Here is a 26,968-nt window from a genome sequence, read left to right on the forward strand (position 1 = left end):
ATAAACCTAATATCTATTTACATTTTCTTATTTTTATTTTAAATTTAAGAGTGTTTACATTTGTACCTAAATCGATTGATATAAAGAATAAAACTTGGTGGTTGATTGATGCTAAGGATTTGGTTCTAGGAAGATTTTGTACTCAGGTCGCTTCCTTGTTAAGAGGAAAGCATAAGCCTATTATGACTCCTGGAGCAAATTGTGGCGATTTTGTTGTAGTAATCAACTCTGATTACATTGCTTTGACCGGTAAAAAAGTAGAGAATAAAAAATTCTATTGGCATACTGGATACCCAGGAGGAATAAAGCATAGAACAATTAAAGAAAGACTTGAAAGAGATTCAACTGAAATTGTTAGAACTGCTGTTAAAAGAATGCTTCCCTCAGGACCTTTGGGAAATTTGCAGTTAAGAAACTTAAGAATATTCAAAGACAACAATCATAGCTATGACAATCACAAGCCTGTTGTGTGGGATTTCTTTAAAGATAATGCTAAAAGCTATAAAATTAGCTCTAAAAGGGAGGCGTAATTCTTATGGAAAATAATATAGATAATATTGAATCTACAGATTCTATTGAAGCTGTAAAAACTGACATGGATTCTTCTGCAGAAACTACAGAAGCAGAATCAAAACAGTTAAAACCAATGGTAAGAGAAAGAAAAGTTGACAAGCTTGGAAGATCTTATGGAACTGGAAGAAGGAAAACTTCTGTAGCTAGAGTTTGGTTCAAAAAACAAGATTCATCTAAAGCTAACTTCACTGTTAATGGAAAAGATGTTAATCAATATTTTTCAAGAGAATTTTACAATGACGAAGTTAAAAGCCCTTTAGATCTTTTAATAACTGAAACTGAAGGATATGAAATAATGAGCACCGTAAAAGGTGGAGGTCTTACAGGTCAATGTGGAGCTGTAAAGCTTGGATTAAGCAGAGCATTGCTTTGTTTTGATCCTGAATTACATGGAATTCTAAGAAAAAAAGGATTGCTTACAAGAGATTCTAGAAAAGTTGAACGTAAAAAATATGGTCACTTGAAAGCTCGTAAAGTTACTCAATACAGTAAAAGATAAAGCTTTTACTTCTTGCAATTGTTTGTTTTTAAACAATTCACAATTATTTTTATTACAGATCATTTTAATGCATCTGTTTCGCATTTTTAGAATTTTATATTACTTAAAAAATATAATAATTTACTATCAAATTATTATTTTCAATCAATAGAAAAAGCAAAGAAATATATGCTTTTGCTTGATAAATAAAAAATGGACTTATAAATTCATAACTTTAACATTATAAATTTACATTTTTAATGCTTTAATATCACAGCTATTCACTACTTTATTAATAAATTAGCCTGTTAAAGAGACTTTAAATTTATAAAATAATTGATGAAAATGCAAATTTTGTTTTTAAAAAGCTAATTAATTGTCACAATATAAAATTACAAATAAATTTTAATGCGTTAGCGTGTTAAATTCCATTTTATAACTTAAGAGAAAAATAAATCTTAAATTGTTTGGAGATGCTTTCAAATGTATTGAATAAAACAATGCGTAAGAATTGATAAATTAATTATCTAAAGCTTTCAAGCGAATAATCGTTTAATAAAATATGCAAATACTTGAAAATCAATTCAATAAATAGCACAAACTTAAAAATTCAAAAGAATTCAATATTCTATTTAATTTCTATAAAGCATTAAATTTTCAATTAATGCATCTTCTGCCATTCAAAAACTTAATCTCTTCATTTTTTTTAATCGTCTCACTTAATTATTACAAAGTATTAAGTTCTTAATTAGTGTATCTTTTGTCAATTTAGGATCATCACAAGCAATTAAGACATTATGCAACATAATTATTTATTGCGCTTTATTAAAGTCATTTGTCAGCTTAAAATCAATGATTTATAAGCGTGCCATGTCTTTTTCGATCTCAAATCATTCTTCTTATCTTAATGATTAAACTATGCAGCATAAAGCTTTTTAAGATCATTTTTCTATTAGTTTGACAGCCAATAAGATGCTTTTATTAAAATTATTGCGTCAAAGCTCTTTGCTCAATACATATTAGAATTATTTCTACCTCATCCTTAATTTTTTCTGCATTTTTAATATTATTGCATTTAGATAAACCCTTTCTTCATTTAACAAGGAACATGAAAAGCATGATATATGTTTTGGATTTAATATTATTGCATTTAGATAAACCCTTTCTTCATTTAAAAAGGAACATGAAAAGCATGATATATGTTTTGGAAATTTTTCTATCAAATTATCTTTTGAATTTTTATATCAAAATTACATTTATCTTTAAGTTTGTTTTATTTATTAATCCAACTCATCTCTAACAATAAATTATAACAATTTATCGATTATAAAAAATCTGCCTCATAATGCATTTAATTTATGCTTTATAAATATTATAAGTGAATATAATTTTAATGTTTTTTGAAAATCATCTTTTGAATTTTTCTATATATTAATACTGTGAAGATTTATTTTACTTGAAAGCTATTGCAAATTATAATAATTTAAAAAATTCCTATAAAAAGATTTTTGCAAATAAATTGCATGAAAAGTAAAGCAGAAAACTTCTAAATAATATAATTTAGAATTTAGCTAATAAATACATTGTAAGATATACAGTATAAATATCACTGCAAAGATATATTATCTATTACTTCTTTTAAATGGCCAAATCTTCCAACAGTAACCTTAATGAAATCTCCTACTTTAATGTCAGAAGCTCCATCCCAAGGAACATTTTTCCTCTCTCCATCAAATGTAATAATTTTTATTTTATTGTCAGTTAATTCAAAAACTTGACCAAAAGTGATTTTTTCATCACCTTTCATAATTTGAAATACTCTACTCAAAGCGATTTGTATGCTTTCTCTTTTACCAGAAATTGATATAGAGTTATCTTGCTTTCCAATGTCTATTTGCGCACCAGAAGATTCAGACACATCATTAATCACAACGCCTTTTCTTCCAATTAACGAAGGAATTATTTCGCTATCTAATCTAAACTTAATAACTCCATCGCTTGGTATGTCTAAATTGATTTTGCCTTTCTTTTTTGCATCTTTTTTTGGAGAGCTATCATTATCAGAAGGAATTATCTTATCTAGTTGAGTTGCATTATTTTCTAAAATCTTGCTTTTTCTATTTTTCTTTTCGCTTTTCTGATCATCAGAATTGTTATTCAACTTATCTCTTTCTAATGCACGCTCATCTTTTTTTGCATAACTCTTCTTATTATCTGATTTATTTTGCTGAGACTGTCTGCTAGAATCATCTCTTTGATAATTCTTTAAATTCTCAGGATACATATCAATTATTTGAGAAATACCTTTCATTCCTAATAACATGGCATCTTCAAACATATTCATATTAATATATGGAACTTTTATATCCATCTGTATAGAAGTTATTCCATTTTTTGTTCCAGCTATTTTGAAATCCATATCTCCCCAAGCGTCTTCTTGAGCATTTATATCCATCAAAAGATAATGCTTGTATCCTTCAGCAATCATTCCAACAGAAATTCCAGCTACAGGCTCTATATTAATATCAGCATCACGCATAGCCAAATAGGAAGCACACACACTTCCCATTGAGGAAGATCCATCAGAGCTCATCACATCAGCCACAACTCTGCAAACTTTTTTATTCTCTGCTATTTGTCTTATTGATCTTTTTGCCAAGTTTCCATGACCTATATCTCTTCTAGAAACGCAAACTTTTCTTATATCTCCGCATGAATATGGATCAAACATATAGTGAAATATAAATCTATCCTTATAATTTCCATCCAAGGACTCTATTATTTGCGAATCTTCATTTTCTCCAAAAGTCACAGAAGCAAGGACTTGGGTATTTTCTTTAGAATATAATCCACTTCCATTGGCTCCATTTAAAATTGATGTTTCAAATTGCATTTTTCTTAAATCTTGCAACCCTCTCCCATCAAATCTTTTTCCAGACCAAACCAAATAATTTCTCGCTATAGATCTAATAATTTGATTCCATTTTTCTTTTCCAACTGATTCGTTTTCCCATTTAGAAATAAAATCTTCTTTTTCACTGCTAATACTTTCATTCTTCTTCATTTTCTCAAGCAAAGCAGATGTATCTATGCAAATATTTTTTCTCTCTACTAAAGGAGCGGCCTTGACTTCAGATTTTTTGTCAGAAACAAAATTGCTACACATTTGCAAAATACTATTAATATCTTGTTGAGCAGAATTAATCCCTTCAGAAATCACACTTCTTTTAACCGGCTTTCCATATGAATCAAACATAACTATTCCATTTGCAGATTTAGCAAATGTTAAAGCATGCTTTCTGTCCTTAGAAGTTCCAAAACTCCACTTCTCACCATTCCAACTCATTTTATAACCACAAATTGGCACGCATGGAATTCCAGCTAATTGCATAGCAACAGAGCTTCCAATAATTGATAACATGTCAGAGCAATATTGATTGTCATGACTAAGAACTGTGCAAATAACTTGCATATTAAATCTGTAAGAACTATCAACAGAAGACCTTATAGATCTATCTATCATACGTGAAATTATAGATTCTTTATCGCTTTTTCCTTCTCTTCTTAAAAATCCTCCAGGAATTTTTCCAGAAGCATAAGCTCTTTCTTGATAAATAACTTGCAAAGGCAAATAATCCGCTTGATTTTCCCAATTCCCTATACATACAGTACAAAGAATTGAAGTTTTTCCATGTTGAATAAGAACAGACCCATCGCTATTTGGTCTAATAATATCATTTCTTAGACTTATAGGAGATCCTCCAATAATATAACTAGACATATATTAGTTACGCAATCCCAACCTTTTATTCAGCTCAAGCAACTTGTTTTCGCCTTGCTTGCGTACATGCAAACCTAATTTTTTTCTATAGCTTGCAAGTTGCTTTAATCTTCTTTGTACAGGAAAATCTTTCTTGTGAGTTTTTAGATGCTCACTCATTTCTTGAATTCTTTTTGTCAAAAGAGCAATTTGCAACTGAGAAGACCCAGTGTCTGTGTCGTGCTCTCTGAATTGATTGATGATTTCTTGTTTATCGATATTTACAATATCTTCTTTACTCACCAAATTCTCTACTAATTTCTCCACTAAAATTCTCCTAAAATCAAGCATATTTTAACATACGTTTTGGATAAAGTATACCCTCTCGCATTTCTAAAATACCTATCACATCGCCTTGATAAAGCCCAACCACTTCTCCATCATAATGCGTATAATTCACTGTTCTTCCATGTTTTAAGTTATCATATTGCTCGCTTGATAGATCAATTTTGCTTTCCCATTGAACGTCTTTCAAGTCAATTATTTTTCCTTCTGAATCTTCAGAAAAATACCAATAATGCGTTCTGGTAAGACTTTTTACATAACATAAGCTGTTTAGATTCTTTGCAATATCAACTGCTAAAGAGCGAATATAAGTGCCAGAAGTGCATTCTGTAGAGAAAGTTGCAAATGGAGCATTGAATTCATCTAAAACTAAAGATTTAATTTCAACTTGTTTTGCATTTAATTCAAAATCTACATTTTTTCTTGCTAAATCATAAGCTCTGCGACCGTCTACTTTGCATGCAGAGAACTTTGGAGGAACTTGCATTATTTTGCCTAAGAAATTAGGAATCATTTCCAATATCATGCTTTTTGAAGGAATTACATCAGTTTCATCAATAACACTTCCTTCTTCATCGTAAGAATCTGTATGCTTTCCGAACTCAACAGAAAATGTATATTTTTTAGTTTGATCATGAAATAAAGTTGTGAATTTTGTCGCTTCCCCTATTAGAATAGGAAGAATTCCATCAGCCATAGGATCTAATGTTCCAGCATGCCCAACTTTTTTTATATTTAACTCTCGTTTGCTTTTTCTGATTAAATCCATTGAAGTGCAACCTCGCGGCTTATTTAAAATTAAAACTCCATTATCCATTTTTATCAACTTTTTTTATCAGCTGAATATGCGCCAAATAATAATGATGTATTTGTTCCACCAAATCCAAAAGAATTAGATATAGCGTATTTAAAGCTATGATCCTGACATTTAGGAACAAAATTTATTCCACTAATTTCTTCAATTGGATTTTCAACATTTAGTGTTGCAGGAATATGTTGATTCATAAGAGATAGAATTGTGTAAATAGATTCTATTCCACCTGCAGCTCCTAACAAATGCCCTGTATAAGATTTTGTAGATGATAATGCAAATTTATCTGAATACACATGATCTCCAAAAACAGATTTAATGGACCCAATCTCACATTTATCCCCAACAGGAGTAGATGTGGCATGAGCATTAACATATCCTATATCTTCAGGGTTCAATCCAGCCATTTTTATTGCAAAAGACATAGCTCTTTCTGATTGTTTTCCATCAGGAGTAGTAATATGACTAGCGTCACATGTCATTCCATATGAAAGTAATTCGCCGTATATTGTTGCATTCCTAGCCAAAGCGGAGTCCAAAGATTCTAATACCAAAACACCAGCACCTTCTCCAATTACAAACCCATCATGTCCAGCATCAAATGGTCTAGATGCAACTTCTGGGCGGTCATTGAATGAAGTAGACAATGCTCTTAAAGCAGCAAATCCACCAACTCCCAACGGACATATAGCAGCTTCAGCTCCTCCAGCAATCATAATATCAGCATGACCTTCTTTGATTAACATCGCAGAATCAGCTATAGAGTTTGCAGCAGATGCACAAGCACTAGAAGCTCCATAGTTTGGACCTTTGCATCCAAATTTTATTGCTACATAGCCTGGGGCCAAATTAGTTAAAACAGAAGGAATAAAAAATGGGCTAATTCTCTTAGATCCATATTCTTCTTTTTGTTTTTCAAACACGTTGCTTGTACTGCATATTTCTGGCAATCCACCAATTCCTGATGCAATACAAGTTCCAATTCTTTCTCGGTCTTCAATGCTATCTAAATTGGCCATTTTTACAGCCTCGGTTGCAGCAGATACAGCATAGGATATAAATAATCCATTTCTTCTTTGCTCAGAAGAGCTCATAAAATCATTTATATTAAACTCCCCTTCATTAGAACCAACAGGAACTAAACCAGCAACCTTGGAAGGAATTTTATCATATCCTTCTCCTAATTTTGCTAATCCAGATTTATGAGATTTAATAGAATCCCAATTCCTTTTAATTCCATTTCCAAGCGGAGAAACAATCCCCAATCCAGTAACTACTACTCTTTTCACAGTCAATTATCCTTTTGTTGTAATATTTGCGCTAATATAGCTAACTATATCACCTATAGTTTTTAATTCTTCAACTTTTTCATCTTCAATTGAAATGTCAAACTTTTCTTCTAGTCCCATAACTAATTCAACTGAGTCCAAACTATCAGCTCCCAAATCATTCATTAAACTAATTTCGCTAACATTTTTATTTAACTTTTCAGAAATTTCGCTAACTTTTTTATCTAACTTTTCAGAAATAATAGCAAAAACCTGATTCTGTATCTCTTGATTGTCCATATAATATTTTCCTCTTAACAAGAAGTTTTTACCATAACCAAAACAAAAAATCCATAGATATTGATAAATTTAACAATTATACCGAAGCATTCTTAGGTAAATTTATTCATATTTTTCATATTTTTATACACTTCATCTTTTTGAAGCATTTCTATTGCCTCTACATTCCAAAAATTGCATGTTTCTGGAGATATCTCATCGATTAAAACTATGTTTCCATCTATTTTTCCAAACTCTAATACAACATCTCCTAGCCTCATATTATTGCAATAAAAATAAGCTTGCAAAACATCATTTGCTCTAGTTGCCACAGACTCCATTTCAACAATTTGCTCCTCTTTAAGCCATTCAAAATGTCGTATATGTCCTAAAGAAATTACAGGATTCCCTAGTTCTTTTGATTTTAAATGCCATTCCAGAAGAGGTTTGTGAAAACATGTTCCCTCTTCGATTCCAAGCCTTTCATGCATTTCTCTTGAAACAATATTATAAACTTTTACAAAAACAGAATATGTTTCTGCAGTTTTAACTAATTGCTCTCTCAAACTCAACCTTTGTATAAAGTGATTTTTTATACCCATGCCAGACAGGTATTTCCATATCATGGAAGATGCGTAATTTCTCCAAACATCATTCTGTAAATTCTGAGGATAATGAATCACTAAAGTGTCTTTGCTAGCTCCATATATTTTCTTAGTAGTTCCAGAGTATATTAATTTTCTTTGGCCTAAGCTTCCACTATCAACGTACATACAAACTTCCAAATCGGAATATATCAGTCATATTTTTCAATGCTCTTACTCCTTCCAACTTCTTCACTAACAATACCGTAGGTAAAGCTTCATGACCTAATGAAGAACATAAATCCCTAGTTTCTTTAATTAAAATAGGAATCTTTGAATAAATTTTCTGTAAATCTATGCTTTCTAGTCTACTACACAAATCAATCAATTTGCGAGAGGAAAGCAGAATATCATTTTCATTAAACCATATTTGTTGAGTTTTAAATATATGCTTCCGCATTTTTTCAGGATTGTTAGAATGCATAATAATGGAACTTCCTATTGCATCCAAAACATTAACAGAAATATCAACATATCTTATATTAAATCTATTATTATTATATTTCTTAATAATGTCATCACATTTCACATGAAATTCAGAGCAATAACGGCAAGATGGAGATGAATAAATCACAACGCTATCTTTCTCACATTCAAGCAAAGAAGCCCTGTCATATTTATTATAATACTTATTATAACTTTCTGTTTGAATTGGTGAAAATTCAATAAAAAATAAAGCAGACAAAATCCCAATGGAAAAAGTTATTAAATTATGCAAGATCATTGAACAATTATGTTTTATTAGTGGGAATTAATCTATAGACAATAAGATGAAAATTAATATATTTCTCTTCTTATTTCTCTTAAAAAATATAAATATCTTTAAGTGTATTATGTATTTCTTAAATTTATTATAGCTGCTTATTCATATCAATTTTATTGTTATTTATTTTACGTTAATTTTCATATCAAATATTCATATCAAATAATTAATGTATTCAAAAATTATGATATTGGGATGACTTGTTTTATGCCATTTATAATTCTTTTTAAACCTCTCTTCATACTTTTCTTTCAAATAAATAGGAACCTCGCATAATAGAATACCCTCATTCTTTAATGGCATATTTTGTAAAATAACTGTAGGGTCATCACAAAACACAGCTGAAATCGGATCAAATTTAGTTGCATGATCAATTTCTTCGCATACATATGGAGGATTGGAAACTATTAAGTCAAATTTCTCAGGAATTCTTGATTCTTGGTTCCTAGAATATAAATCCAATGTAAAAGCACATCTATCAATATTTAATTTTTCAGCATTATATCTAGCAGTATTTAAAACAAATTCTGAAATATCAACTCCAACCCCATATGAATTAGGAAACTCTTTTAATAAGCTAAGCAAAATACATCCTGTTCCAGTTCCAACATCTAAAATACATAACGGATTTGATTCTTTTGAATTCTCTATTTTTTTTGAAAAAATATCCTTGAAAGAAATGGCAGTTTCAATAATGCATTCAGTTTCTGGTCTAGGCTCTAAAGTATAAGGAGAAATGAAAAATTCATCTTTCCAGAAATATTTGCATTTCTTTGCTCTATACATAGGCATTCCATATTTTAATTTATCAAGCAAAAACATGTATTTCTTTACTTCAATTTCTGGCAATTCATTATTTTTATTAATCCATGCGTCTGTATGATTTTTATCTAAAAAATTCACTATAGCATGCCATGATTTCTGCATTTTATCTTCCTCAAAATAATTTGACGCCAAATGCCAAATATCATTCAGAGAATACTTTTGTAACATAATAAAGATGATATAATAATTGCTCAAAATATGTAATACTTATAAACAAATAAAGTGAAAATTGATCATATTGAAGTATAGATATATTTGTGTTTTGCATTGTTTTATAATAATATAAATTTTTAGGAGATCAAAAATGAATAGATTAGAGATCAAAAAATGAATAGTTCGGTTAGATCAGTAGGCCTTATAGGAGCAACCTCAATGGTTGTAGGAAGCATGATCGGAAGTGGAATCTTGATCATATCTTCGAAAATTTCCCTTTTCGGTGGATTTGGCTTACTTGCATGGGCGTTATCATCTTTTTGCGCAATATCATTAGCTTTTAGCTTCTCCGTAATGAGCAGGAAATTTAGCAAACCTGGAATTCCTTATTACGTCTATAAAGCATTTAATAGTCATTTTCTTGGCTTTCACACATCTTGGGCACATTGGCTAGGAATGGTAATAGGATGCTGCACAGTATCTATAGCCTTTTCAGATTATTTGTTTTTCATGTTACCTGACAACGTAGCATTCTTAAAGCCAATTGCATCAATTGCTATAATTTGGGCGCTAACTCTAATGAGCATTAGAAGTTCAATTTTCTCTGTAGGGCTGATAACATTGATAACATTTCTAAAAGTAGGAATATTGCTTTTGCTTGTTGGCTCATCTATAAAATATTTTTCCTTTGCAAAGCTATGCATATCAAGTCAAGCTAAAGATATTAGCGGGAATAGCATTAGCGGAATAGCTTCAATATTGCAAGCTATGCCTTTAGCATTATTTGCATTTCTAGGATTGGAATCTGCTACTGCATCTGGAGATTCAGTTAAAAATCCTGAAAAAACATTGCCTATTGCTACATTGCTTGGAACTCTAATTGCTTCTTTTGTGTTTATAGCAATTCACATTTCTGTCATGTCTGTATTGCCTATTGAAGCGCAAATTGCAAGCAAAACACCAGTTGCAGATGTTGCCAATTACACTATGGGAAGTTTTGCAGTTATACTGACTTCATTCATGGCATGCTTTGGATTAATTGGAAGTATTAATGGATTGGTTTTTGTATCTTCATATATTTTATTCAGCGCATCTAAAATGGGATGGATATCAGAAAAGATGCAATTTTTAAGCAAAAAATCTAAATTCCCTGCTGTGTCTGGACTTTGTTCAGCTCTATTAATTACAGTTGCAATATTGGCATATAATTTTGGAGTTATTGACATGCGAATGCTAGTTTATATAGATGCATTCTTATTAATCTTTGTTTATTTACTTGGAAGCATAGCTTATAAAATTCATGGAGGAAATTATTTTATATCTTTCATTAATCTTGCAGCATGTTTGGTTTTGATGTACGGATGCGGATTAATTGCTGCATTAAGTGCTATGTTTCTAGTATCAATTGGAAGCATAATATTCTACTTCAGAAAACATTCATTTAACAATATTTCCTAATCACACAATAGATTCCACATGACTGATAGGGTAATTTAGAGCTTATAGCTAATCATATATTGACCTTAATTCATTTCTAAACTTGCAATTAATAATTGTTAAATGCACCATAATCATGCGTTAATTCCATAAATATTTTCTTATCGTATGCAATATGCAAATATTTTCAATCTATAACTAATGATAAATAATGAATGGCAATGATTTTTGATTTAATTGAAATGATTTAACTTCAAGATTATTTTTTGAAATGAATTTAAGATCTGTTTTTAATAAATAATGCTATTTCAATATTTATATTCTCAATGTTTAGTGTTGGAATTTTGAAAATAATAAAGCCGATTGATTGATAAAAAACCACAAAATGATCTACTTATCTAGCTTCTTTAGTAATTTATTTAATCGCTTTAATAGCAAGGCATAATAAATAAATTAGCAATATGCGCACCCTCTTTGAATCATCTCAGGTCTGATTCCACATGTCTTGTATGCATCATGCCATCTCTTAACTACTGGAGTGTCAAAAACTAATTTGCTAGATCCATGAACATTAACCCACTCTCCATTTTTAATATCTTCAATGAATTCTGAATAAATAAAATTCATGCAACCATGCACCGCATAATACTTTTTTGGATAAAATTGCATCTTCTGTTCTGTGCTTGTAACAAAAATATTTTCTGCTAATTTCTCACTATTCTTCAATCTTTCATCTTCATCATGCAAAAAAAACATTTTTTTCTGCCCAGATATTTTTCCTTCATCGCAAATAGGATAAGCATAATGTTCGTCCCTATTTAGTTTATGTTGATTTATTTTGATAGCAGATACGATAGACTCATTGCATTCTAGTATCATTATAACAGTATTGTACAATAGTTTATTTGAAATAAATGGAGAAGAGGCGAGAAACTCTCCTTTTTGCATCTTATGATCTCTAAAATTATGAAAATTATACATATAAACATAATATCAAATAAAAAATTTCTATGCTACGCTATTAAATTCTGCACTTATGCTATTGATTTCATAAGTAAATTAGTTATAATTTGTCAATCGATAAAGAAAGTGAGATGAGTATAATGAATAAGCATGAAAATGTTAAAAATGACAATGAAAAGTATGAAGAAATAGAATTTGAAAGCGAAGATGAACTGGATCATTATTACGAATCAGAAGATTTGATAATGGATGCAACTGTAAGCATATTTACTGCTATAGTAAATAAGTTAGAAGAAAAGATAGAAATAGAAGACATAAGACAAATGCTTTATTCAATCAAATCTCAAGTTACTGATGTATTCAGATCTCCAGACAAGCCATTGAAGCCAGCTGTTCCTATAGAAGATTCAGTTCGTGATGATTGTATTATTTGTCTTGAAGACGGAAAAGAATTAAAAGTTCTAAAAAGATATTTGCAAAACAGATATCACATGTCTCCTGAAGTATATAAGAAAAGATGGGGATTGCCTGAAGATTATCCTATGGTAGCTCCTAACTATTCTGATGTAAGAAAAAGACTTGCAATTAAAACAGGCCTTGGTTATTCAAAAACTAAAGACAAAAAAGCAAGCAAATAATAACTATAACTAAATAGTTATTCAAAATAATCATTTAAAATAGAAGCAATTGAGTGGCTATTAACTTTATGTAAATTTTATCATTATATTGAAAATGAAACTTTTTATTATTTATGCGATCTTGCTAAAGGATTTTGTCGCAAACAAATGAAAAATCTTTCTTAAATTTTATCATAGAATACAATATGAAATGAATACAATATGAAATCTTTTTTATATTTAACATATTTTTCAGCACTTACAATACATTGCAACCATGAAGAATTTTGTTATCACAAACAGAAATGCTCTAATAACAATGAACAACTACTAAATGAATATATGGATTCTTTTGTAGAAAATTCAAATTTTTATGACATGCATCATGAAGAATTATTGCGAAAAAAAGAGCGATCTTTTAAAATTTTCTCTTGTATTACACTTATTCATTAACAAATTTTTGGAGGAATCTCATCTTGCTGAAAAAAGAATATGTCTACTGCGGAATACAATAAAAAATATGATTTGACTCAAGACTACACTGTAATAGCTCCTAATTATTCTGATATTAGAAAAAACTTACACTTAAAGCAAACCTTGATAATTCAAAAACTAAAGGTAAAAAGTAAGCAAATAAGCATACTCCCTTAAGATTAAATTGCCATTTCTAAGTTTATTTAGAAAAAGCGCTTATATGACCAAATTGTAAAAATGCAATTTAAAATCAATAAAATTAAAATTAAATTGCATAATATGCATAATAAAATTAAAAATAAAAATTTACCAAATGAATATTTTAAACGCAAAACGTCTCTTGGCAAGAATGAATCTTCTTTTAGCATTAATTTTCTTTTAGCAGTAACAATTAGAATTCAGCCACTTAATTAATCTGATAATATTCCTCATCATTGAATAATTTGCATTAATTGAAAGATCTGAGAAAGCAGCTAAAAAATACTCCAATTAATTAATGTAATTTTCATAAAAGCAAAATAGCAATGTTGAAAAATAGTTAAAATAATATTTTTGAAAAAATTATATAAAATCAAACTGTATATGGAGGCTTAACATATGGAGATTCAGAAAAAACATTTTTTCTTATATGCAAACTGGCTAAAGCTGCTTCTGAGAATCCACATACAATTAAATTATGTCTATTTGTATAATATGAAGAATCTCCTACAGCATATATTCCTTCGCATGAAGTTTTCGCAGTAGCAGGGTCAATTTTCACTTTTGACCCATATAAATCTACTCCTATGTTATATAACAAATCATTGTTGCTTTGTAATCCATAACAAGGAATTAGCGTATCAATATCGATCACTTTCTTTTCTTTGGTATCTTTGTGTGCAATATTCAAATTTCTAATAATATATTGATCACATTCATTTAAGCTATCCAAAGTATATGGGGTCAGAATTTCACATTTTCCTGTTTTACATATCTCATGCAATTTATCTAAAGATCCATCCATAGCTCTAAATTTATTTCTTCTATGTATCAAAAATACTTTATTTGCATGATTCGCCAAGCTCAAACACCAATCAACTGCAGAATCTCCTCCTCCAACTACAGCTATATTTCCAGTAAATTGCGCTGGATTTTCCAATTTATAAAAAACATTGTTATAAAGATCTATATTTGGCAAATCTGGTTTTTTAGGGGCGAATGAACCTGCGCCAGATGCAATAATTATCGCCCTAGTTCTTATGCAACTCTCATTATATCGAACCATAAAATGATCTCCATCTTTTTCAATATTTGAAATTTTTGTTTCTAATAATATATTTGGACTATATTGAATCATCTGATTATATAGTCTATCAATCAATTCTTGAGCATATATCTCTTGAAAACCAGCAACATCATATATATATTTATCTGGATATAAGGCTGTGCATTGCCCTCCTATTTGGGATCTAGAATCAATCAATGTGCATTTAAGCCCAACTTGCCCCAACATAAATACACTAAACAAGCCACTAGGGCCAGATCCAATTACAACAACATCAGACTCAGTTATTTTTTCCATGATGACTCCATTCATTATTTACTTATTCTATATATATTTGACAGCTTGCACAAATAATTCGACAATAAATCAATATGCAAGAACAAGACGTCTTAGAGAAATTAGAGCAAATATCACAATACTTAAATTTTTGGCAAATTTATATAGAGTGTAATGATGTTGCAAATGCAATTGAAAAGCTAGAAAAACAATCTTTAGATCAAAACTTATGGAATGACCAAGATAATGCAAAAAAGGTTTTGCAGGAATTATCAAAATTAAAAAACATGTATACTGAATTCAATAAATCAACAAAAGATTTAAAAGATTTAAAAGAAGCAGTTAAAACAGACTATGATGATTTTGCAGAAATGATCTCAGAAGAAACATTAGATTTATATAGCAGAGTAGAATCATGGTATGTGCAAACTTTATTCTCTGATGAATCAGATGCTTTGGATTGTTATTTAGATTTAAATGCTGGAGCTGGAGGAACTGAATCTCAAGATTGGGTTGAAATGCTTCTAAGAATGTATATAAGATTTGCAGAGAAAAATGGATATAAATGCGAAATCACAGATCAATTAATGGGAGAAGGAGCTGGTGTAAAATCAGCAACAATTAAAATTTCTTCTGGAGAATCCTCATTTCCATACGGATGGCTAAAAGGCGAATCTGGAGTTCATAGATTGGTAAGGGTTTCTCCTTTTGATTCAAATAATAGAAGACACACTAGCTTTGCCTCTGTTTATACTACCCCAGCAATCAATGATGATATTAAAGTAGAAATAGATGCAAAAGATATTAGAATCGATACTTATAGAGCATCAGGAGCTGGTGGTCAACATGTTAACAAAACAGATAGCGCTATAAGAATTACACATATTCCTACAGGAATAGTCGTTCAATGCCAAAATGACCGATCTCAGCACAAAAATAAAGATCAGGCTATGGGAATGCTTAAATCTAGAATATATTCTGCAGAGCTAGAGAAAAAGAAACAAGAAGCGGCAGAGGGAGTGGCCGCTAAAAGAGACAATGCGTGGGGAAGTCAGATTAGGTCTTATGTTTTGCATCCTTATAAAATGATAAAAGATGTTAGAACTGGAACTGAATCCACACAAGCTGATAAAGTTTTGGATGGAGATATAAAGGAATTCCTTATATCTTTTCTAAAGCAACAAAGATACAAGAAAAAGTCTTAATAATCTTATTTTTATCATGCATTAAAAAATAGTTGTATTAATTGCCTATTGTGCATTTCTTTTCATTGCTACAAATTAGATAGTATTATGAAACTACTAAAATTAATCATATTTACTTTATCTTACACTATCAATGCAAATGATCAAATATTTCAATGGATTGATCAATGTTATAGAAAAGAATTGCAAAATCCTGCGTCAATAATTCAAGATAAAAAAGAGGATGACCCGGAAACTCTCATCATGTTTTTCTTATGCGATAGCGCATCAAATCACATGCAAAACTTAGCTTCAAATTTATTAAGCAAAATAAATCAAATATTAGACAATGCATCACAAAATTCTCAAATATATCCTATACTTTGCATTAAATCAGTTCGCTTTGAATCAGAAGTTATAATTAGTATTAGCAAAGAAATATGCGGCCTGGTAAATTTTGTACTTGCAAAGCCTTCTCAAGATGTGGTTATTAATGCAAGAAACTTATTAATCGGCATAATTTTTGACAATGAATATACGAATCCAAACATAAATAATAGATTAGAGTTTGTCAAACGCTTAGAAAATAAAATAAGTAATTATTCTGATGATAATTATGAACATTGTATATATAAAAATATTAGTCAAAATGATTATTTTCTATATTTTAGGAAACTTATAGTTGAGATTATGCATAATAAAATGAAATTTCTAATTGAAAATGAAGCAAATGATTTCGTAAATTAATAATTGCAATCTATTAAATGTGATTTGCTTATAAAGCATGCTATATAAATTGTTTAGCACTCTCTTTGTTAAGCTTTGTATTTTTTTTATTTCTTTGATATCTTATTAATATGACATTAAATTTAATTAAGCCCTCTAATATAAAAAATAGAAAAAGAGTGGGTAGAGGCATTGGTTCAGGAACCGGAAAAACAGCTGGAGCAGGACACAAAGGACAATGCGCTCGTTCAGGTGTTTCAATAAATGGATTTGAAGGTGGACAAACTCCTATTTACAGACGTTTGCCAAAAATCGGATTCACTTCATGGAAAAAAGTAAATGATAATACATACATATTGAATATTCATGATTTGTTGTTTGCATTCCAAAAAGGAACTTTAAATAAATCTGATACAATCGATATGGATGTTTTGAAAAAAGCTAAAATTGTAAAATCAGAGAAAAAAGTTAAATTAATTGGTAAAAGCAAAATTGACTTTCCTATTAAAATTAAATTAAATTCCATAACTTCTGGAGCTCAAGAGTCAATCGAATCTGCTAATGGAGTAGTAGAAAAAATATAATGAGTTTTCTGAATAGCATCAAAAGCTTTAAAGAAGTAGCATCTAGAATATCTTTTACTTTCTTCATAATTTGCTTATACAGACTTGCTGTATTTGTTCCAATACCAGGAGTAGATCTTACAGCGGTTTCATCTTTCTTAGAAGCAAAATTTAATGCAAAATTATTTAATATATTTAATTCGTTTTCTGGTAGAGCATTAGGGCAAATGTCTATCATGTCATTGAATTTAGCTCCATATATTTCTGCAAGCATTGTTTTGCAACTTTTAACTTCTTCTGTGCCAAAATTCAGAGAATTAAAAAAAGACGGACCTTCTGGGCAAGCTAAAATTAGACAATATACCAGATATTTAACTCTGATATTAGTTGTTTTGCAATCATATTCTCTATCTTTATTTCTAGAATATAATACAGGAATTGACAGTCCATTAGTTATGTATCCAGGGTATTTCTTTAGAATTTCCACTGTTCTATCATTAATGGGATCCACTTTATTGCTTATGTGGTTTTCTGAGCAAATTACAGCTAGAGGAATTGGTAACGGATCTTCGATGTTGATTTTTGTTAATATTATAAGCGCTTCATTTGTAGGCTCTCTTAATTTTATTGGAACAGTATTAAGCAGCAAAATATCTTTAATTTATGCCATTTTTTACTTAGCTTTAATTCTATTTTTATTGCTTGTAGTAGTTTGCTTTGAAAGCGTAATAAGGCCTGTAAAAGTTAAACTCCCTCAAAATCGCATGATGGGATCTGATCATGAAATGCCTGTGAAATTAAATGTATCTGGTGTTTTGCCTCCAATGTTTGCACAAATGTTTCTTGGATTCATTTTGATTGGATTGGACAGGCTGCTAAGTTGGAAATTGCTTAATCTTGGAGACTCATATAAGGCTATTTTATATAATGATTATTTAAATATATTATTTAAAGCTGCAATGATTATATTTTTTGCTTTTGTATATTCTTCTATGACATTTAACCCAGAAGAAGTGGCTGACAATCTAAGAAAAGGCGGCTCTTACATTCCTGGAATTAGACCTGGAGAGAAAACAAAGCAGTACTTTAATAAATTGATAAACACTTTAACTGTATTTGGATCTATTTACTTGATGTCTATTTCTATTATCCCTGATTTTCTTTTAGACAAATCAAGTGATATATACATAAATGGAACAAGTTTATTAATTGTTGTTGGTGTAACATTAGAATTCTTTACGCATGTTTATTCTCATATAAATGCTAGCAAACTTAAAACAGGAAGATTTAAGAGATAATGCTGAACTTAGTTTTTTTAGGGCCTCCTGGATCTGGGAAAGGTACTCAAGCTTCAATAATTTGTAAAAAATTTGACTTAGAACTCATATCTATGGGGGATATGCTAAGAGCAGAACAAGATTCTCAAACTGAATTAGGAAAACAAATAAACAGCTTGATATCTCAAGGGAATTTAGTTCCTTTGAATGTTATAATCGATATATTGAAACAAAAAATACAGTCTACAAATAAGGGAATATTGTTTGATGGAGTTCCTAGAAGCCTTGACCAGGCAAATGCATTAGAAAATATATTACATTCTTTAAAAATGACATTAGATGCAGTCATTGTATTCAACATAGATTATGACACAGCAACAAAAAGAATGAAGCATAGATATATATGCAAAGATTGCAATGCTATATTGTCTATGCAAGATTCAGATGAAAAGATTTGCGATTTATGTCAATCATCATTAATTGAAAAAAGAGAAGATGATATTTGCGATCAGGCAATAGAAAAAAGATTGAGTGTATTCGAAGAAGAATCTAGTCATATTATAGATTTCTATAAGAAAAAAGGGATTCTTCTAGAAATCAATGCTTGCAAAAATCAAGATGAAGTAACAAAAGAAATATTATCCAATCTTTCAAAATAATTCAATAAAAGGATTAATAATTTAAAACGATAAAAGTGATTGTTTGACCTTCCTCAACAATCATCTAAATTCAATAAACTTCATTGATGTTGAATAAAATCCCATAAATCATTAACTATTAACTATTAACTATTAACTATTAACTATTAACTATTAACTATTAACTATTAACTATTAACTATTAACTATTAACTATTAACTATTAACTATTAACTATTAACTATTAACTATTAACTATTAACTATTAACTATTAACTATTAACTATTAACTATTAACTATTAACTATTAACTATTAACTATTAACTATTAACTATTAACTATTAACTTTGAATTATTAACTTTGAATTATTAACTTTGAATTATTAACTTTGAATTATAAGATTTCTATTTAATCAAATTATCAGATTATGCATTTTGAGATGCGCACCAATCACTTGATCGCTCATTTTGCTCACTTATATCATTTTCAGCTTCGCTTGGATCATTCGTTTCATTGAATTAATAAATTTCATTTGCACTTATTGTATTTGTTAAATCCATTAAAATTATAATTTGCATCATATTTTCATTTTCCTGCATAGTTGTTGTTCTTTACATTAACAAATCTTTTGACATAAGAAATCTCTTAATCGCTATATTTAATTCTTACATTAGAAATCGCTATATACCCTAATTGAATATTAATTAAATCTTTTAATTCTGAAGATTTATATTGCAATGATAATAAATTAGCAGTTTTGTCTGTTTTGAGCCATAAAGTTTTTGTTTGTCTTGCATAATTAGAAGGAGTGAGTGAGCTTGCCCACTCAGGCATATAAGACCAACTTTTAATAATATTAGCTATAATTGGATCTTTAATTATAGGAGCAATAATCTTTTTTACAGAATCTCCCAATTTTTTTGCATAATATTTTTTTACCATATTCTATTATATATTGATTGGACTTGAAGATGAATAAACTTAGGCGCAATATAGAATTTAATAAAAGAACAAAGCAAGTGATATGAGCATTAATTGAATATGCAAAGTTTGTTATGTAAATATTTCATATAACTATAACAATTTAAGTCAATGTGATAAAATATCTCTATGCCTAATTTAGTGATCTGGGACTGGTCAGAAACCATTGAAAAGAGTGAAAATGCACATTTTTTTGTAATGAACAAATTATTGAATAAATATACAGGCAAATCTTTTGACTCATCTCATACAATGAATGAATATTGGAATCAGATTTCTTTTGCTGTCAGAAATGTCATTAAAGCCCAAATCCCAATTGAGATTGAGAAATGCTCTACGTGGGTTGCTCCTTACGCTATATCTCTAATAAAATATTTTAAAGATAATAATATTCCGCAATGCATTATTAGCAATGGAGATTCTAAAAAAATTAGAGAGCAAATTTTTCAATCTAGACTAGATTATTTTGATTCTGTTATAGGGCATGATGATGGTTTTATGCCAAAGCCAAACCCTAGCTCTATTTTGCATTTATGCAAAAAATATAAATTGAAAAATGATCATAATGTATGGATGATAGGAGATTCTAGCCAAGATATGGAATTTGCGATGCATGCACAGGTTAAAGGAATTAAAATCACAGATGGATTGCATATAGTATGGGATGAAATTCACAATCTTGAAAAATAAAGTCATTTAATATTTTTGAATAACTAACATTTTTGAATAACTCACCTACTCATTCATTATTTAGACACTGAATTTATTGTGTTCCTTTTCATGTTCTATAAGCCATTTTTTACGCTCTATTCCACCTGCATATCCACCAAGCTTTCCATTGCTATTAATAACTCTATGACATGGAATAATTATCGCCATATAATTCGCTCCATTTGCATTTGCTACTGCTCTAAATGCCTTGTTATTCCCTATTTTCTCAGCTTGCTGTAAATAGCTTATAGTTTTACTGTATGGTATTTCAATTAACGCATTCCAAGCTTTTCTTTGAAATTCACTTCCTAATATATGAATTGGAGTTTGAAATTTTTTCAATTTTCCAGAAAAATACAACTCCATCTCTTCTTCTATCATCTTGATTGGATTTGTTATATGAGAAGTAATTATTGCTATTTTACTTAGTTTCTTGACATGTATATTCAAATTCTTTTGATCAACAAATTCCAACATAAATAATTTTTCATCATCACTAACTACATACATAGACCCAAGCTTTGTGTTAATCAAAGATGATTTTAAAATCATTTGCTTATTTTCCATCAATTGCCCAACCAATCTTTCCATTTTTTATTTGAATTTTAATCCATATGCAAAAACATGTTTTCACTCAATTCTTTGAATGATTTTGCTCATTACTTATTATATTATATTTATTTTATTATCTTTAAACTCAATATTCAATCCTTTTCAGCTCATGAAATATATTTGCAAAATTATATATTACTTGAAATAGCAAATCTTTCTACTTATTTAATAATATTTCTATCAATAAAAATTTATTTATTTTATCGCTATTAATATATATTTTTCTACTTCAAAGACTGCGTATTTTTAAGCAATTTTTTGAAATTTGTATATAAATTATAATGCAATACTTTGATTTATATATAATTTGCCTAATGTCATGAAAATTAAAATTGAATTTTTTGTTCCACATGGAACATTTATATATTTTATATAACTTTTTATAAAACTGTAAAAAATTTAAGCATTAAAGATGTGCAAAAATATCAATATCATGCCATCCCGCACAATCTAAATGAACTCTATGCTCTAAGAAATCAAAACATGACATTGCCAAATTATATCTTCCTTCTCTAGTAAGCATCTCGCTAAGCTTTTCTTGTAATTTGTGCAAAAAGACTACATCTTTAGCAGCATAATGCTTTTGATCATCTTGCAAAGCTTCAGCTGCCCAATCAGAGCATTGCTTATCTTTAGATATATCTATACTTAACAATTCTCTGCATAATTCACGCAATCCATGTCTTTCAGTATAAGTTCTCACTAATTTTGAAGCTAATTTTGTACAATATATTGGCCTTGGCATTACTTTAAAAGCCTGATAAAGCATTGCCATGTCAAACCTTCCAAAATGAAATATTTTTTCTATTTTTTCATCTGCAAGTATATTAGTTAGATTTTTTGCTTCTGTTTGATCTTTATCTATTTGAATTAGATGGCAAATTCCATCGTTAAATGTCAATTGAATTAAGCAAAGTCTATCTCTGTATAAATGCAGTCCAGTTGTTTCTGTATCAATAGCAACAGAATCAGATTTTTCTACATAATCTGGCAAATCACCCTTATGCAATATAACTTTGCATGGCTGTCTTCCATAATAATTTATAGTCACCACGAATTATAGCATAATACAAGAATTTATTAAAGTTATATAATATTCTTCATCAATTCATTTAAATTTTATTAATTCTTATTTGATTTATATTAAAAAATAGAGAATTACTCTCAACGGGATTTGAACCCGTGTTACCGCCGTGAAAGGGCGGCGTCCTAGGCCTCTAGACGATAAGAGCAATAAGTCTATTATACTAAACTTAAGCCAAAAAGCAAGCTCCATTGATGAATGAGATTATTTATGAATGGATTGTGTATTTTAAACAACATAAATACATCTTAAAAATATTAATAAACATTAATATAATGTTATAATAATGCAATGAACTATAAATTTATTTCTACATTATTATGCTCATTAACAATAAGCATATCATCATCTCCTCAAGAAAAACTTTCTGAGAAATACAATGCACTAGATGAAAAAATCAATAGAATGGAAAATAATTCTATTTGTGAATAAACTTCGGAAGATATAGCAGTCATTGAAGAAGGAAGGAAGAATACAAACTTCCTACAATGTTCATATTATTCAACAGGATTCAAAGAGGATATTTGCAGAATAATCAATTCATTTTTATCTTTCGATGATGATTTGCATCAATTGATTTATTTAGAAATTTTATTTGATTGGTCCAAAAATGATAAATTAAAATCTTTAATGAAAAAGATGTATATATTGGCATATGACGATATAAGCAATCAACTTAGAGAAAGTATACACAAAGATGTTGAGTTGTTAAATCAATTATCTTTGCAAGGTTGCATCATTCCAATTATTCCCAATTTATTGCTTAATAATTCTATACCTATATAAAATCTTGATTTATCAAACTGTGAACTGCAACTTCTGTCTAACAATCAATTTGAGAAATTATATAATTTGAGGGAATTGCATATATAACAATAATATTTGGTCAATTCCAGACTCTCTATTTTTAAATGCTAAGAATTTAAAATATTTAGATGCAAGTTTTAATAAGCTCAAATCATTTGATGGAATAACTAAAGCGCAATCATTGGAACATCTTAATATGAGGGGAAATAATTTAGAGCAAATAGGAGTGCTTGTTCAATTTAAATCATTGAAGCATATTAATTTAAGTGATAATAAATTAACATCAATCAAAAGAAGATGATTTTGCTGGATTTGTCCAAATTGAATGCATTATATTACAAAGAAATAAAATATATAATTTAGAGGATAATACGTTGAGAAATTTATTCAATTTGATAAAATTAGATTTGTCTGGAAATGGATTAAAGAGCATTAATGGAAAGCAATTTAAAGATTTGATCAATATAGAGGAGCTAATATTGCAGATTTAATATATTGTTAAATAAGCATATAACAAATAATTACAATATTACTTTGCATTTTATTTTTGATTATTTTCTCTAATTAGCTATTAAATTCATCAATTCTTATTTCAATCTAATTGGCTATTCATTTTTGAAAGTCAAAATATTAATATTTTGAATAATTCATTAATCTCATTGTTCCACGTAGAACATTTGTGATTATTAAAAAAGTAAATTTTATCAACTTATAATTCTCTAAAATTATTAATTCAATTATTAATTCAATTTAATTAAATAAGGTTTTTGATTATTGTGCTATTTATTGAATTGAATTTTCCATTTTCTAAATCAGAAATCATTTTGGATAAATTATCTAATTTCGCGAACACTAACGGCAAATTATTTTCCTTTGCAATAAGTGCAGCAGATTTATCATATGCATCATATTTCAAAGCCTGATCATAATCTAAATAATTCAACAACTTAGCTTCTGGGTTAATATTTGGATCTTCTTCGAAAACTCCTCCTATTTCAGATATTTTGCAAACCCAAGAACATGATAATTCTAACCCTCTCACAACCATTGCTGTGTCTGTGCTAATATTTCCACTCCAACCCAATCCTCCACATACAATAATTTTATGCGTATTTTTTTGCATTAATTCTTTTATTTTCATTGGATTGTATGGATTTATAACATCTTCATTGCAAATTGGAGCACATATATATGGATTCAAACTTAAACTAAGCATTTTTTCTCCTAATGACACCCCATTAATTAAAGTGCTTAGTATTCCCATTCTGTCTTTTAAAAGCCTATCTTTGGATTCTACATATCTTCCTCTGGTAATGTTTCCACCACCAACCATAAACACTAACTTCTTGTCACGATTTTTATTCAAGAAATTCATTAATTCTTCTTCTTTATCTTGAAAATATGCCCCAGATATTTTTATAAGTCCAAAATTATTATAATTCATCAATTCTCCAAATATTTATTTTATTATTTTGCATATCGCATTGTACAGATAGCGAATGCATAATGCTCAACAATTCATGAAAAAAATCTATGAAATTGCATTAATGAACAAATTCACTATTAAATTGCAGTGAAAATTATTTTAAAATCTCAATTCTTTTAAATTCTAAGATTTCAATTCCTTTTTCTTTAGCAAATTGCTCTATAGTGTATTTTTTTCCTGATTCATAATCTTCATAATCTTGTGATAGAAGAACTTTGTCTTTAAGAGCTTTTTTAAGCATTCCTTCTAACATCGCACTTTGAACAGCTTCAGGCTTGCTTTGGTCAACCTTAGCAGATGCCACTTCTTTTTCTCTTTCCATTATATCAGATGGAATTTGACTATAACTTATAACTTCTGGATTCATTGCTGCAACATGCATTGCAATTTTCTTTCCGAAATCATCATTTGGCTTAGAAATTCTTACCAAAACTCCTATTATTCCTATTGTTGGCAATGGAACTATATTTCCATGTGCATAACCATATACATAAGTATCAGGTTCAGATTTTAGAGTTGCAACTTCTCCAAGCTGTATATTTTCTTTAATTATTGCAGATTTATCAACCAGCAAATCAGAAACTTTAGTTCCATTTAATGCTTGATTTGGCAAATCTTTTGAATTCACTATTGAAAGCGGACATAAATCTCTAGCTATTCCCCAGAAATCCTCGCTTTTAGCAACAAAATCTGTTTCACATTTCAATGAAACTAATGTTCCAGCATTTCCTTCAAGTAGCATTGCAATGATACCTTCAGATGCATCTTTTCCAGATCTTTTTGCTTGTGATGCAATTCCTTTTTGTCTAAGCCAATCTATAGCTTTTTCTTCATTTCCACCATTTGCAACAAGAGCTTCTTTGCATACTGCTATACCTGATCCAGTTCTGCTTCTTAAAGATTTTATTTGATCCATAGAAATATTAGTCATTTTTCTCTTTTTCCTTTTCCTTTTCTTTCTTTTCTTCTTCTTTTCTCTTCAAAATTTCTTGCTCATCATGAATTCCAAGCAACCCTGCTCTAGAACATAATGCACAAAACAAATGAACAGAAATAATTGAGTCATCATTTCCTGGAACTGGGTATGAAATTCCCTTAGGGTCTCCATTAGTATCCAGAAGAAGAATTATAGGAATATTCAAAACTTGAGCTTCTTTAATTGCTGTTTGCTCATGATGAGAAGTGATGATAATCAAACTAGGAAGATCACTCATATCTCTTATTCCTTCAAAAAGACTTTTATCTTTTTCATAGTTTTTTTGTATCTTAACTTGCTCATGCTTTTTATATGTGCTGAAATAGCCTTCTTTTATCTTTTTTTCTATGTCTTTCATTCTCTTAATGGATTTTGAAACTGTATTCCAGTTTGTTAGCAAACCACCAAGCCATTTTTTATTAACATAATATTGAGCACATTGCATTGCTGCTTCTTGCACTGCTTCTGAAGATTGGTGCTTTGTTCCAACAAATAATATTCTTCCATTACGAGGGTTTGAAGCGTGTTTTCTAACAGCCAATAATGCATTTTTCAACAAAGGAATGGTTTTTCCCAAATTTATTAAATGTATTCCATCTTTTTCACCATATATATATGGAAGCATTCTTCTGTTAGTTCTAGCTACTTTATGCCCGAATTGTAACCCTGCATCTTGCAAATCTCTAAAACTAAACTTAATGATAGATTCTATATCAGAATCGCTTTTTTGTTTTTCATTAACATCTTTAGCATCTTGCTCTTGACTTGCTACAATTTCAGACTCTATATCAGCACCACCGTGCTTACTATTAACATCTTTAATGCTTTGTTCGTCTATAACTTTATTCATTTAATCTCCTTCTGTTTTATGCTGCAATCAAGAATTTTAAATAATTTAATACTTTTATTTTCTTAAATTATTTTTACAAAAATTCCACAGAAATAATTTGACTGCACTTACTGGACATTGTTTCATAAAAAGATATAAAAT

31 protein-coding genes and 1 tRNA gene are annotated in these 26,968 nt (G+C 29.2%); 15 read left to right on the top strand and 17 right to left on the bottom strand.

All coding sequences use genetic code 11. The annotated features are described in order from the left end of the window. The first annotated feature begins 50 nt into the window (after positions 1-50). Together rplM and rpsI are read left to right on the top strand one after the other, a co-directional pair. The gene (gene rplM, locus FZC35_RS02235; protein WP_148981026.1) at positions 51-530 is read left to right on the top strand and encodes a 50S ribosomal protein L13; all 480 of its coding nucleotides are present in this window, start codon (positions 51-53) and stop codon (positions 528-530) included. Between the two features lie 5 nt (positions 531-535). Continuing rightward, a complete protein-coding gene (rpsI, locus tag FZC35_RS02240) occupies positions 536-1,072 on the top strand; it encodes a 30S ribosomal protein S9 (protein ID WP_148981027.1) in 537 nt (178 codons plus the stop codon). A 1,585-nt stretch (positions 1,073-2,657) separates the two neighbouring features. Here rpsI and FZC35_RS02245 read toward each other — a convergent pair. From FZC35_RS02245 to FZC35_RS02280, 8 genes are all read right to left on the bottom strand, one after another. Then, positions 2,658-4,832 carry a KH domain-containing protein gene (locus tag FZC35_RS02245; protein WP_148981028.1) on the bottom strand — a complete coding sequence of 725 codons (2,175 nt, stop codon included), beginning with the start codon at positions 4,830-4,832 and terminating at the stop codon, positions 2,658-2,660. A 3-nt stretch (positions 4,833-4,835) separates the two neighbouring features. After that, positions 4,836-5,138, bottom strand: coding sequence for a 30S ribosomal protein S15 (gene rpsO, locus FZC35_RS02250; RefSeq protein ID WP_246118472.1), 303 nt, complete (start codon positions 5,136-5,138; stop codon positions 4,836-4,838). Positions 5,139-5,154: 16 nt separating this feature from the next. Next, positions 5,155-5,973: a tRNA pseudouridine(55) synthase TruB gene (truB, locus tag FZC35_RS02255; RefSeq protein ID WP_148981029.1), complete on the bottom strand. Its 819-nt coding sequence runs from the start codon at positions 5,971-5,973 to the stop codon at positions 5,155-5,157. A 5-nt stretch (positions 5,974-5,978) separates the two neighbouring features. Further along, on the bottom strand, positions 5,979-7,256 hold the full coding sequence (fabF, locus tag FZC35_RS02260; protein ID WP_148981030.1) for a beta-ketoacyl-ACP synthase II: 1,278 nt from the start codon (positions 7,254-7,256) through the stop codon (positions 5,979-5,981). Positions 7,257-7,262: 6 nt separating this feature from the next. Beyond that, positions 7,263-7,535, bottom strand: coding sequence for an acyl carrier protein (gene acpP, locus FZC35_RS02265; protein ID WP_148981153.1), 273 nt, complete (start codon positions 7,533-7,535; stop codon positions 7,263-7,265). Between the two features lie 92 nt (positions 7,536-7,627). Further along, positions 7,628-8,287: a phosphoribosylaminoimidazolesuccinocarboxamide synthase gene (locus tag FZC35_RS02270; protein ID WP_148981031.1), complete on the bottom strand. Its 660-nt coding sequence runs from the start codon at positions 8,285-8,287 to the stop codon at positions 7,628-7,630. Further along, positions 8,277-8,882 carry a DsbA family protein gene (locus FZC35_RS02275; protein WP_148981032.1) on the bottom strand — a complete coding sequence of 202 codons (606 nt, stop codon included), beginning with the start codon at positions 8,880-8,882 and terminating at the stop codon, positions 8,277-8,279. Before FZC35_RS02275 ends, FZC35_RS02270 begins: the two co-directional genes overlap by 11 nt. Before the next feature lie 192 nt (positions 8,883-9,074). Continuing rightward, positions 9,075-9,914 carry a HemK/PrmC family methyltransferase gene (locus FZC35_RS02280; protein WP_148981033.1) on the bottom strand — a complete coding sequence of 280 codons (840 nt, stop codon included), beginning with the start codon at positions 9,912-9,914 and terminating at the stop codon, positions 9,075-9,077. Positions 9,915-10,073: 159 nt separating this feature from the next. Here FZC35_RS02280 and FZC35_RS02285 point away from each other — a divergent pair, with 159 nt between their 5' ends. Beyond that, positions 10,074-11,357: an APC family permease gene (locus FZC35_RS02285; RefSeq protein WP_148981034.1), complete on the top strand. Its 1,284-nt coding sequence runs from the start codon at positions 10,074-10,076 to the stop codon at positions 11,355-11,357. A 432-nt stretch (positions 11,358-11,789) separates the two neighbouring features. Here the strand turns inward: FZC35_RS02285 and FZC35_RS02290 are convergent, their stop codons facing one another. Then, positions 11,790-12,317 carry a YqgE/AlgH family protein gene (locus FZC35_RS02290; protein WP_148981035.1) on the bottom strand — a complete coding sequence of 176 codons (528 nt, stop codon included), beginning with the start codon at positions 12,315-12,317 and terminating at the stop codon, positions 11,790-11,792. Positions 12,318-12,430: 113 nt separating this feature from the next. On the opposite strand from FZC35_RS02290, the gene FZC35_RS02295 reads away from it, so the two are divergent. Together FZC35_RS02295 and FZC35_RS02990 are read left to right on the top strand one after the other, a co-directional pair. Next, the gene (locus tag FZC35_RS02295; protein WP_246118473.1) at positions 12,431-12,937 is read left to right on the top strand and encodes a MucR family transcriptional regulator; all 507 of its coding nucleotides are present in this window, start codon (positions 12,431-12,433) and stop codon (positions 12,935-12,937) included. 471 nt (positions 12,938-13,408) lie between these two features. Then, positions 13,409-13,567 (top strand): MucR family transcriptional regulator, encoded by a 159-nt coding sequence (locus FZC35_RS02990; RefSeq protein WP_148981036.1) that lies wholly within the window; start codon positions 13,409-13,411, stop codon positions 13,565-13,567. A 394-nt stretch (positions 13,568-13,961) separates the two neighbouring features. Here the strand turns inward: FZC35_RS02990 and FZC35_RS02305 are convergent, their stop codons facing one another. Further along, complete coding sequence (locus tag FZC35_RS02305; RefSeq protein WP_172619033.1) at positions 13,962-14,951, bottom strand: NAD(P)/FAD-dependent oxidoreductase; 990 nt, start codon at positions 14,949-14,951, stop codon at positions 13,962-13,964. 74 nt (positions 14,952-15,025) lie between these two features. On the opposite strand from FZC35_RS02305, the gene prfB reads away from it, so the two are divergent. The 5 genes from prfB to FZC35_RS02330 all read left to right on the top strand — a co-directional run bounded on the left by prfB (position 15,026) and on the right by FZC35_RS02330 (position 19,339). Further along, complete coding sequence (gene prfB / locus FZC35_RS02310; protein ID WP_148981038.1) at positions 15,026-16,135, top strand: peptide chain release factor 2; 1,110 nt, start codon at positions 15,026-15,028, stop codon at positions 16,133-16,135. A gap of 87 nt (positions 16,136-16,222) precedes the next feature. Then, positions 16,223-16,861 (top strand): hypothetical protein, encoded by a 639-nt coding sequence (locus FZC35_RS02315; RefSeq protein ID WP_148981039.1) that lies wholly within the window; start codon positions 16,223-16,225, stop codon positions 16,859-16,861. A gap of 110 nt (positions 16,862-16,971) precedes the next feature. Next, positions 16,972-17,424, top strand: a complete 453-nt coding sequence (gene rplO, locus FZC35_RS02320) for a 50S ribosomal protein L15 (protein WP_148981040.1) — start codon at positions 16,972-16,974, stop codon at positions 17,422-17,424. Further along, the gene (secY, locus tag FZC35_RS02325) at positions 17,424-18,701 is read left to right on the top strand and encodes a preprotein translocase subunit SecY (RefSeq protein ID WP_148981041.1); all 1,278 of its coding nucleotides are present in this window, start codon (positions 17,424-17,426) and stop codon (positions 18,699-18,701) included. The genes rplO and secY overlap by 1 nt, the downstream gene beginning before the upstream one ends. After that, positions 18,701-19,339, top strand: coding sequence for an adenylate kinase family protein (locus FZC35_RS02330; protein ID WP_148981042.1), 639 nt, complete (start codon positions 18,701-18,703; stop codon positions 19,337-19,339). Before secY ends, FZC35_RS02330 begins: the two co-directional genes overlap by 1 nt. Before the next feature lie 626 nt (positions 19,340-19,965). Here the strand turns inward: FZC35_RS02330 and FZC35_RS02335 are convergent. Next, positions 19,966-20,262 carry a DUF721 domain-containing protein gene (locus tag FZC35_RS02335; RefSeq protein ID WP_148981043.1) on the bottom strand — a complete coding sequence of 99 codons (297 nt, stop codon included), beginning with the start codon at positions 20,260-20,262 and terminating at the stop codon, positions 19,966-19,968. 168 nt (positions 20,263-20,430) lie between these two features. Here FZC35_RS02335 and FZC35_RS02340 point away from each other — a divergent pair, with 168 nt between their 5' ends. Next, the gene (locus FZC35_RS02340; protein WP_148981044.1) at positions 20,431-20,991 is read left to right on the top strand and encodes an HAD family hydrolase; all 561 of its coding nucleotides are present in this window, start codon (positions 20,431-20,433) and stop codon (positions 20,989-20,991) included. A gap of 60 nt (positions 20,992-21,051) precedes the next feature. Here FZC35_RS02340 and FZC35_RS02345 read toward each other — a convergent pair whose 3' ends face one another. From FZC35_RS02345 to FZC35_RS02355, 3 genes are all read right to left on the bottom strand, one after another. Continuing rightward, a complete protein-coding gene (locus tag FZC35_RS02345; protein WP_216362643.1) occupies positions 21,052-21,603 on the bottom strand; it encodes a methylated-DNA--[protein]-cysteine S-methyltransferase in 552 nt (183 codons plus the stop codon). Positions 21,604-22,030: 427 nt separating this feature from the next. After that, the gene (locus tag FZC35_RS02350) at positions 22,031-22,678 is read right to left on the bottom strand and encodes a ribonuclease D (RefSeq protein WP_246118474.1); all 648 of its coding nucleotides are present in this window, start codon (positions 22,676-22,678) and stop codon (positions 22,031-22,033) included. A 105-nt stretch (positions 22,679-22,783) separates the two neighbouring features. Further along, positions 22,784-22,856: transfer RNA gene (locus FZC35_RS02355), tRNA-Glu, on the bottom strand. Between the two features lie 143 nt (positions 22,857-22,999). Between FZC35_RS02355 and FZC35_RS02895 the strand changes: the two genes are divergently transcribed. From FZC35_RS02895 to FZC35_RS03000, 4 genes are all read left to right on the top strand, one after another. Next, positions 23,000-23,140, top strand: coding sequence for a YdcH family protein (locus tag FZC35_RS02895; RefSeq protein WP_172619034.1), 141 nt, complete (start codon positions 23,000-23,002; stop codon positions 23,138-23,140). 141 nt (positions 23,141-23,281) lie between these two features. After that, on the top strand, positions 23,282-23,494 hold the full coding sequence (locus FZC35_RS02360; RefSeq protein ID WP_148981045.1) for a hypothetical protein: 213 nt from the start codon (positions 23,282-23,284) through the stop codon (positions 23,492-23,494). Between the two features lie 94 nt (positions 23,495-23,588). Further along, entirely contained in the window at positions 23,589-23,816 is a 228-nt protein-coding gene (locus FZC35_RS02995; protein WP_407078988.1) for a leucine-rich repeat domain-containing protein, read from the top strand. Positions 23,817-23,847: 31 nt separating this feature from the next. Continuing rightward, complete coding sequence (locus tag FZC35_RS03000) at positions 23,848-24,006, top strand: hypothetical protein (protein ID WP_407078989.1); 159 nt, start codon at positions 23,848-23,850, stop codon at positions 24,004-24,006. A gap of 263 nt (positions 24,007-24,269) precedes the next feature. Here the strand turns inward: FZC35_RS03000 and FZC35_RS02375 are convergent, their stop codons facing one another. The 3 genes from FZC35_RS02375 to rpsB all read right to left on the bottom strand — a co-directional run bounded on the left by FZC35_RS02375 (position 24,270) and on the right by rpsB (position 26,827). Beyond that, positions 24,270-24,959: an amino acid kinase family protein gene (locus FZC35_RS02375; protein WP_148981047.1), complete on the bottom strand. Its 690-nt coding sequence runs from the start codon at positions 24,957-24,959 to the stop codon at positions 24,270-24,272. A gap of 136 nt (positions 24,960-25,095) precedes the next feature. Further along, the gene (gene tsf, locus FZC35_RS02380) at positions 25,096-25,932 is read right to left on the bottom strand and encodes a translation elongation factor Ts (RefSeq protein WP_148981048.1); all 837 of its coding nucleotides are present in this window, start codon (positions 25,930-25,932) and stop codon (positions 25,096-25,098) included. Beyond that, entirely contained in the window at positions 25,925-26,827 is a 903-nt protein-coding gene (gene rpsB / locus FZC35_RS02385) for a 30S ribosomal protein S2 (RefSeq protein ID WP_148981049.1), read from the bottom strand. Before rpsB ends, tsf begins: the two co-directional genes overlap by 8 nt. Between the last annotated feature and the right edge of the window lie 141 nt (positions 26,828-26,968).

The sequence above is a fragment of the Candidatus Cytomitobacter indipagum genome, from assembly GCF_008189285.1.
Lineage (GTDB): Bacteria > Pseudomonadota > Alphaproteobacteria > CAJXXZ01 > 1604HC > Cytomitobacter > Cytomitobacter indipagum.

What these genes read in the sequence shown, in the direction of transcription:
- FZC35_RS02895 (WP_172619034.1), top strand. Translation starts at nt 23,000, where the DNA reads ATGAACTATAAATTTATTTCTACATTATTATGCTCATTAACAATAAGC.
- acpP (WP_148981153.1), bottom strand. Translation starts at nt 7,535, where the DNA reads ATGGACAATCAAGAGATACAGAATCAGGTTTTTGCTATTATTTCTGAA.
- FZC35_RS02295 (WP_246118473.1), top strand. Translation starts at nt 12,431, where the DNA reads ATGAGTATAATGAATAAGCATGAAAATGTTAAAAATGACAATGAAAAG.
- FZC35_RS02280 (WP_148981033.1), bottom strand. Translation starts at nt 9,914, where the DNA reads ATGTTACAAAAGTATTCTCTGAATGATATTTGGCATTTGGCGTCAAAT.
- FZC35_RS02245 (WP_148981028.1), bottom strand. Translation starts at nt 4,832, where the DNA reads ATGTCTAGTTATATTATTGGAGGATCTCCTATAAGTCTAAGAAATGAT.
- secY (WP_148981041.1), top strand. Translation starts at nt 17,424, where the DNA reads ATGAGTTTTCTGAATAGCATCAAAAGCTTTAAAGAAGTAGCATCTAGA.
- FZC35_RS02290 (WP_148981035.1), bottom strand. Translation starts at nt 12,317, where the DNA reads ATGTATAATTTTCATAATTTTAGAGATCATAAGATGCAAAAAGGAGAG.
- FZC35_RS02340 (WP_148981044.1), top strand. Translation starts at nt 20,431, where the DNA reads ATGCCTAATTTAGTGATCTGGGACTGGTCAGAAACCATTGAAAAGAGT.
- FZC35_RS02345 (WP_216362643.1), bottom strand. Translation starts at nt 21,603, where the DNA reads ATGGAAAGATTGGTTGGGCAATTGATGGAAAATAAGCAAATGATTTTA.
- FZC35_RS02270 (WP_148981031.1), bottom strand. Translation starts at nt 8,287, where the DNA reads ATGTACGTTGATAGTGGAAGCTTAGGCCAAAGAAAATTAATATACTCT.
- FZC35_RS02285 (WP_148981034.1), top strand. Translation starts at nt 10,074, where the DNA reads ATGAATAGTTCGGTTAGATCAGTAGGCCTTATAGGAGCAACCTCAATG.
- FZC35_RS02335 (WP_148981043.1), bottom strand. Translation starts at nt 20,262, where the DNA reads ATGGTAAAAAAATATTATGCAAAAAAATTGGGAGATTCTGTAAAAAAG.
- FZC35_RS02305 (WP_172619033.1), bottom strand. Translation starts at nt 14,951, where the DNA reads ATGGAAAAAATAACTGAGTCTGATGTTGTTGTAATTGGATCTGGCCCT.
- FZC35_RS02275 (WP_148981032.1), bottom strand. Translation starts at nt 8,882, where the DNA reads ATGATCTTGCATAATTTAATAACTTTTTCCATTGGGATTTTGTCTGCT.
- tsf (WP_148981048.1), bottom strand. Translation starts at nt 25,932, where the DNA reads ATGACTAATATTTCTATGGATCAAATAAAATCTTTAAGAAGCAGAACT.
- FZC35_RS02330 (WP_148981042.1), top strand. Translation starts at nt 18,701, where the DNA reads ATGCTGAACTTAGTTTTTTTAGGGCCTCCTGGATCTGGGAAAGGTACT.
- rpsB (WP_148981049.1), bottom strand. Translation starts at nt 26,827, where the DNA reads ATGAATAAAGTTATAGACGAACAAAGCATTAAAGATGTTAATAGTAAG.
- rpsI (WP_148981027.1), top strand. Translation starts at nt 536, where the DNA reads ATGGAAAATAATATAGATAATATTGAATCTACAGATTCTATTGAAGCT.
- FZC35_RS02990 (WP_148981036.1), top strand. Translation starts at nt 13,409, where the DNA reads ATGTCTACTGCGGAATACAATAAAAAATATGATTTGACTCAAGACTAC.
- rplO (WP_148981040.1), top strand. Translation starts at nt 16,972, where the DNA reads ATGACATTAAATTTAATTAAGCCCTCTAATATAAAAAATAGAAAAAGA.
- FZC35_RS02375 (WP_148981047.1), bottom strand. Translation starts at nt 24,959, where the DNA reads ATGAATTATAATAATTTTGGACTTATAAAAATATCTGGGGCATATTTT.
- prfB (WP_148981038.1), top strand. Translation starts at nt 15,026, where the DNA reads ATGCAAGAACAAGACGTCTTAGAGAAATTAGAGCAAATATCACAATAC.
- truB (WP_148981029.1), bottom strand. Translation starts at nt 5,973, where the DNA reads ATGGATAATGGAGTTTTAATTTTAAATAAGCCGCGAGGTTGCACTTCA.
- FZC35_RS02315 (WP_148981039.1), top strand. Translation starts at nt 16,223, where the DNA reads ATGAAACTACTAAAATTAATCATATTTACTTTATCTTACACTATCAAT.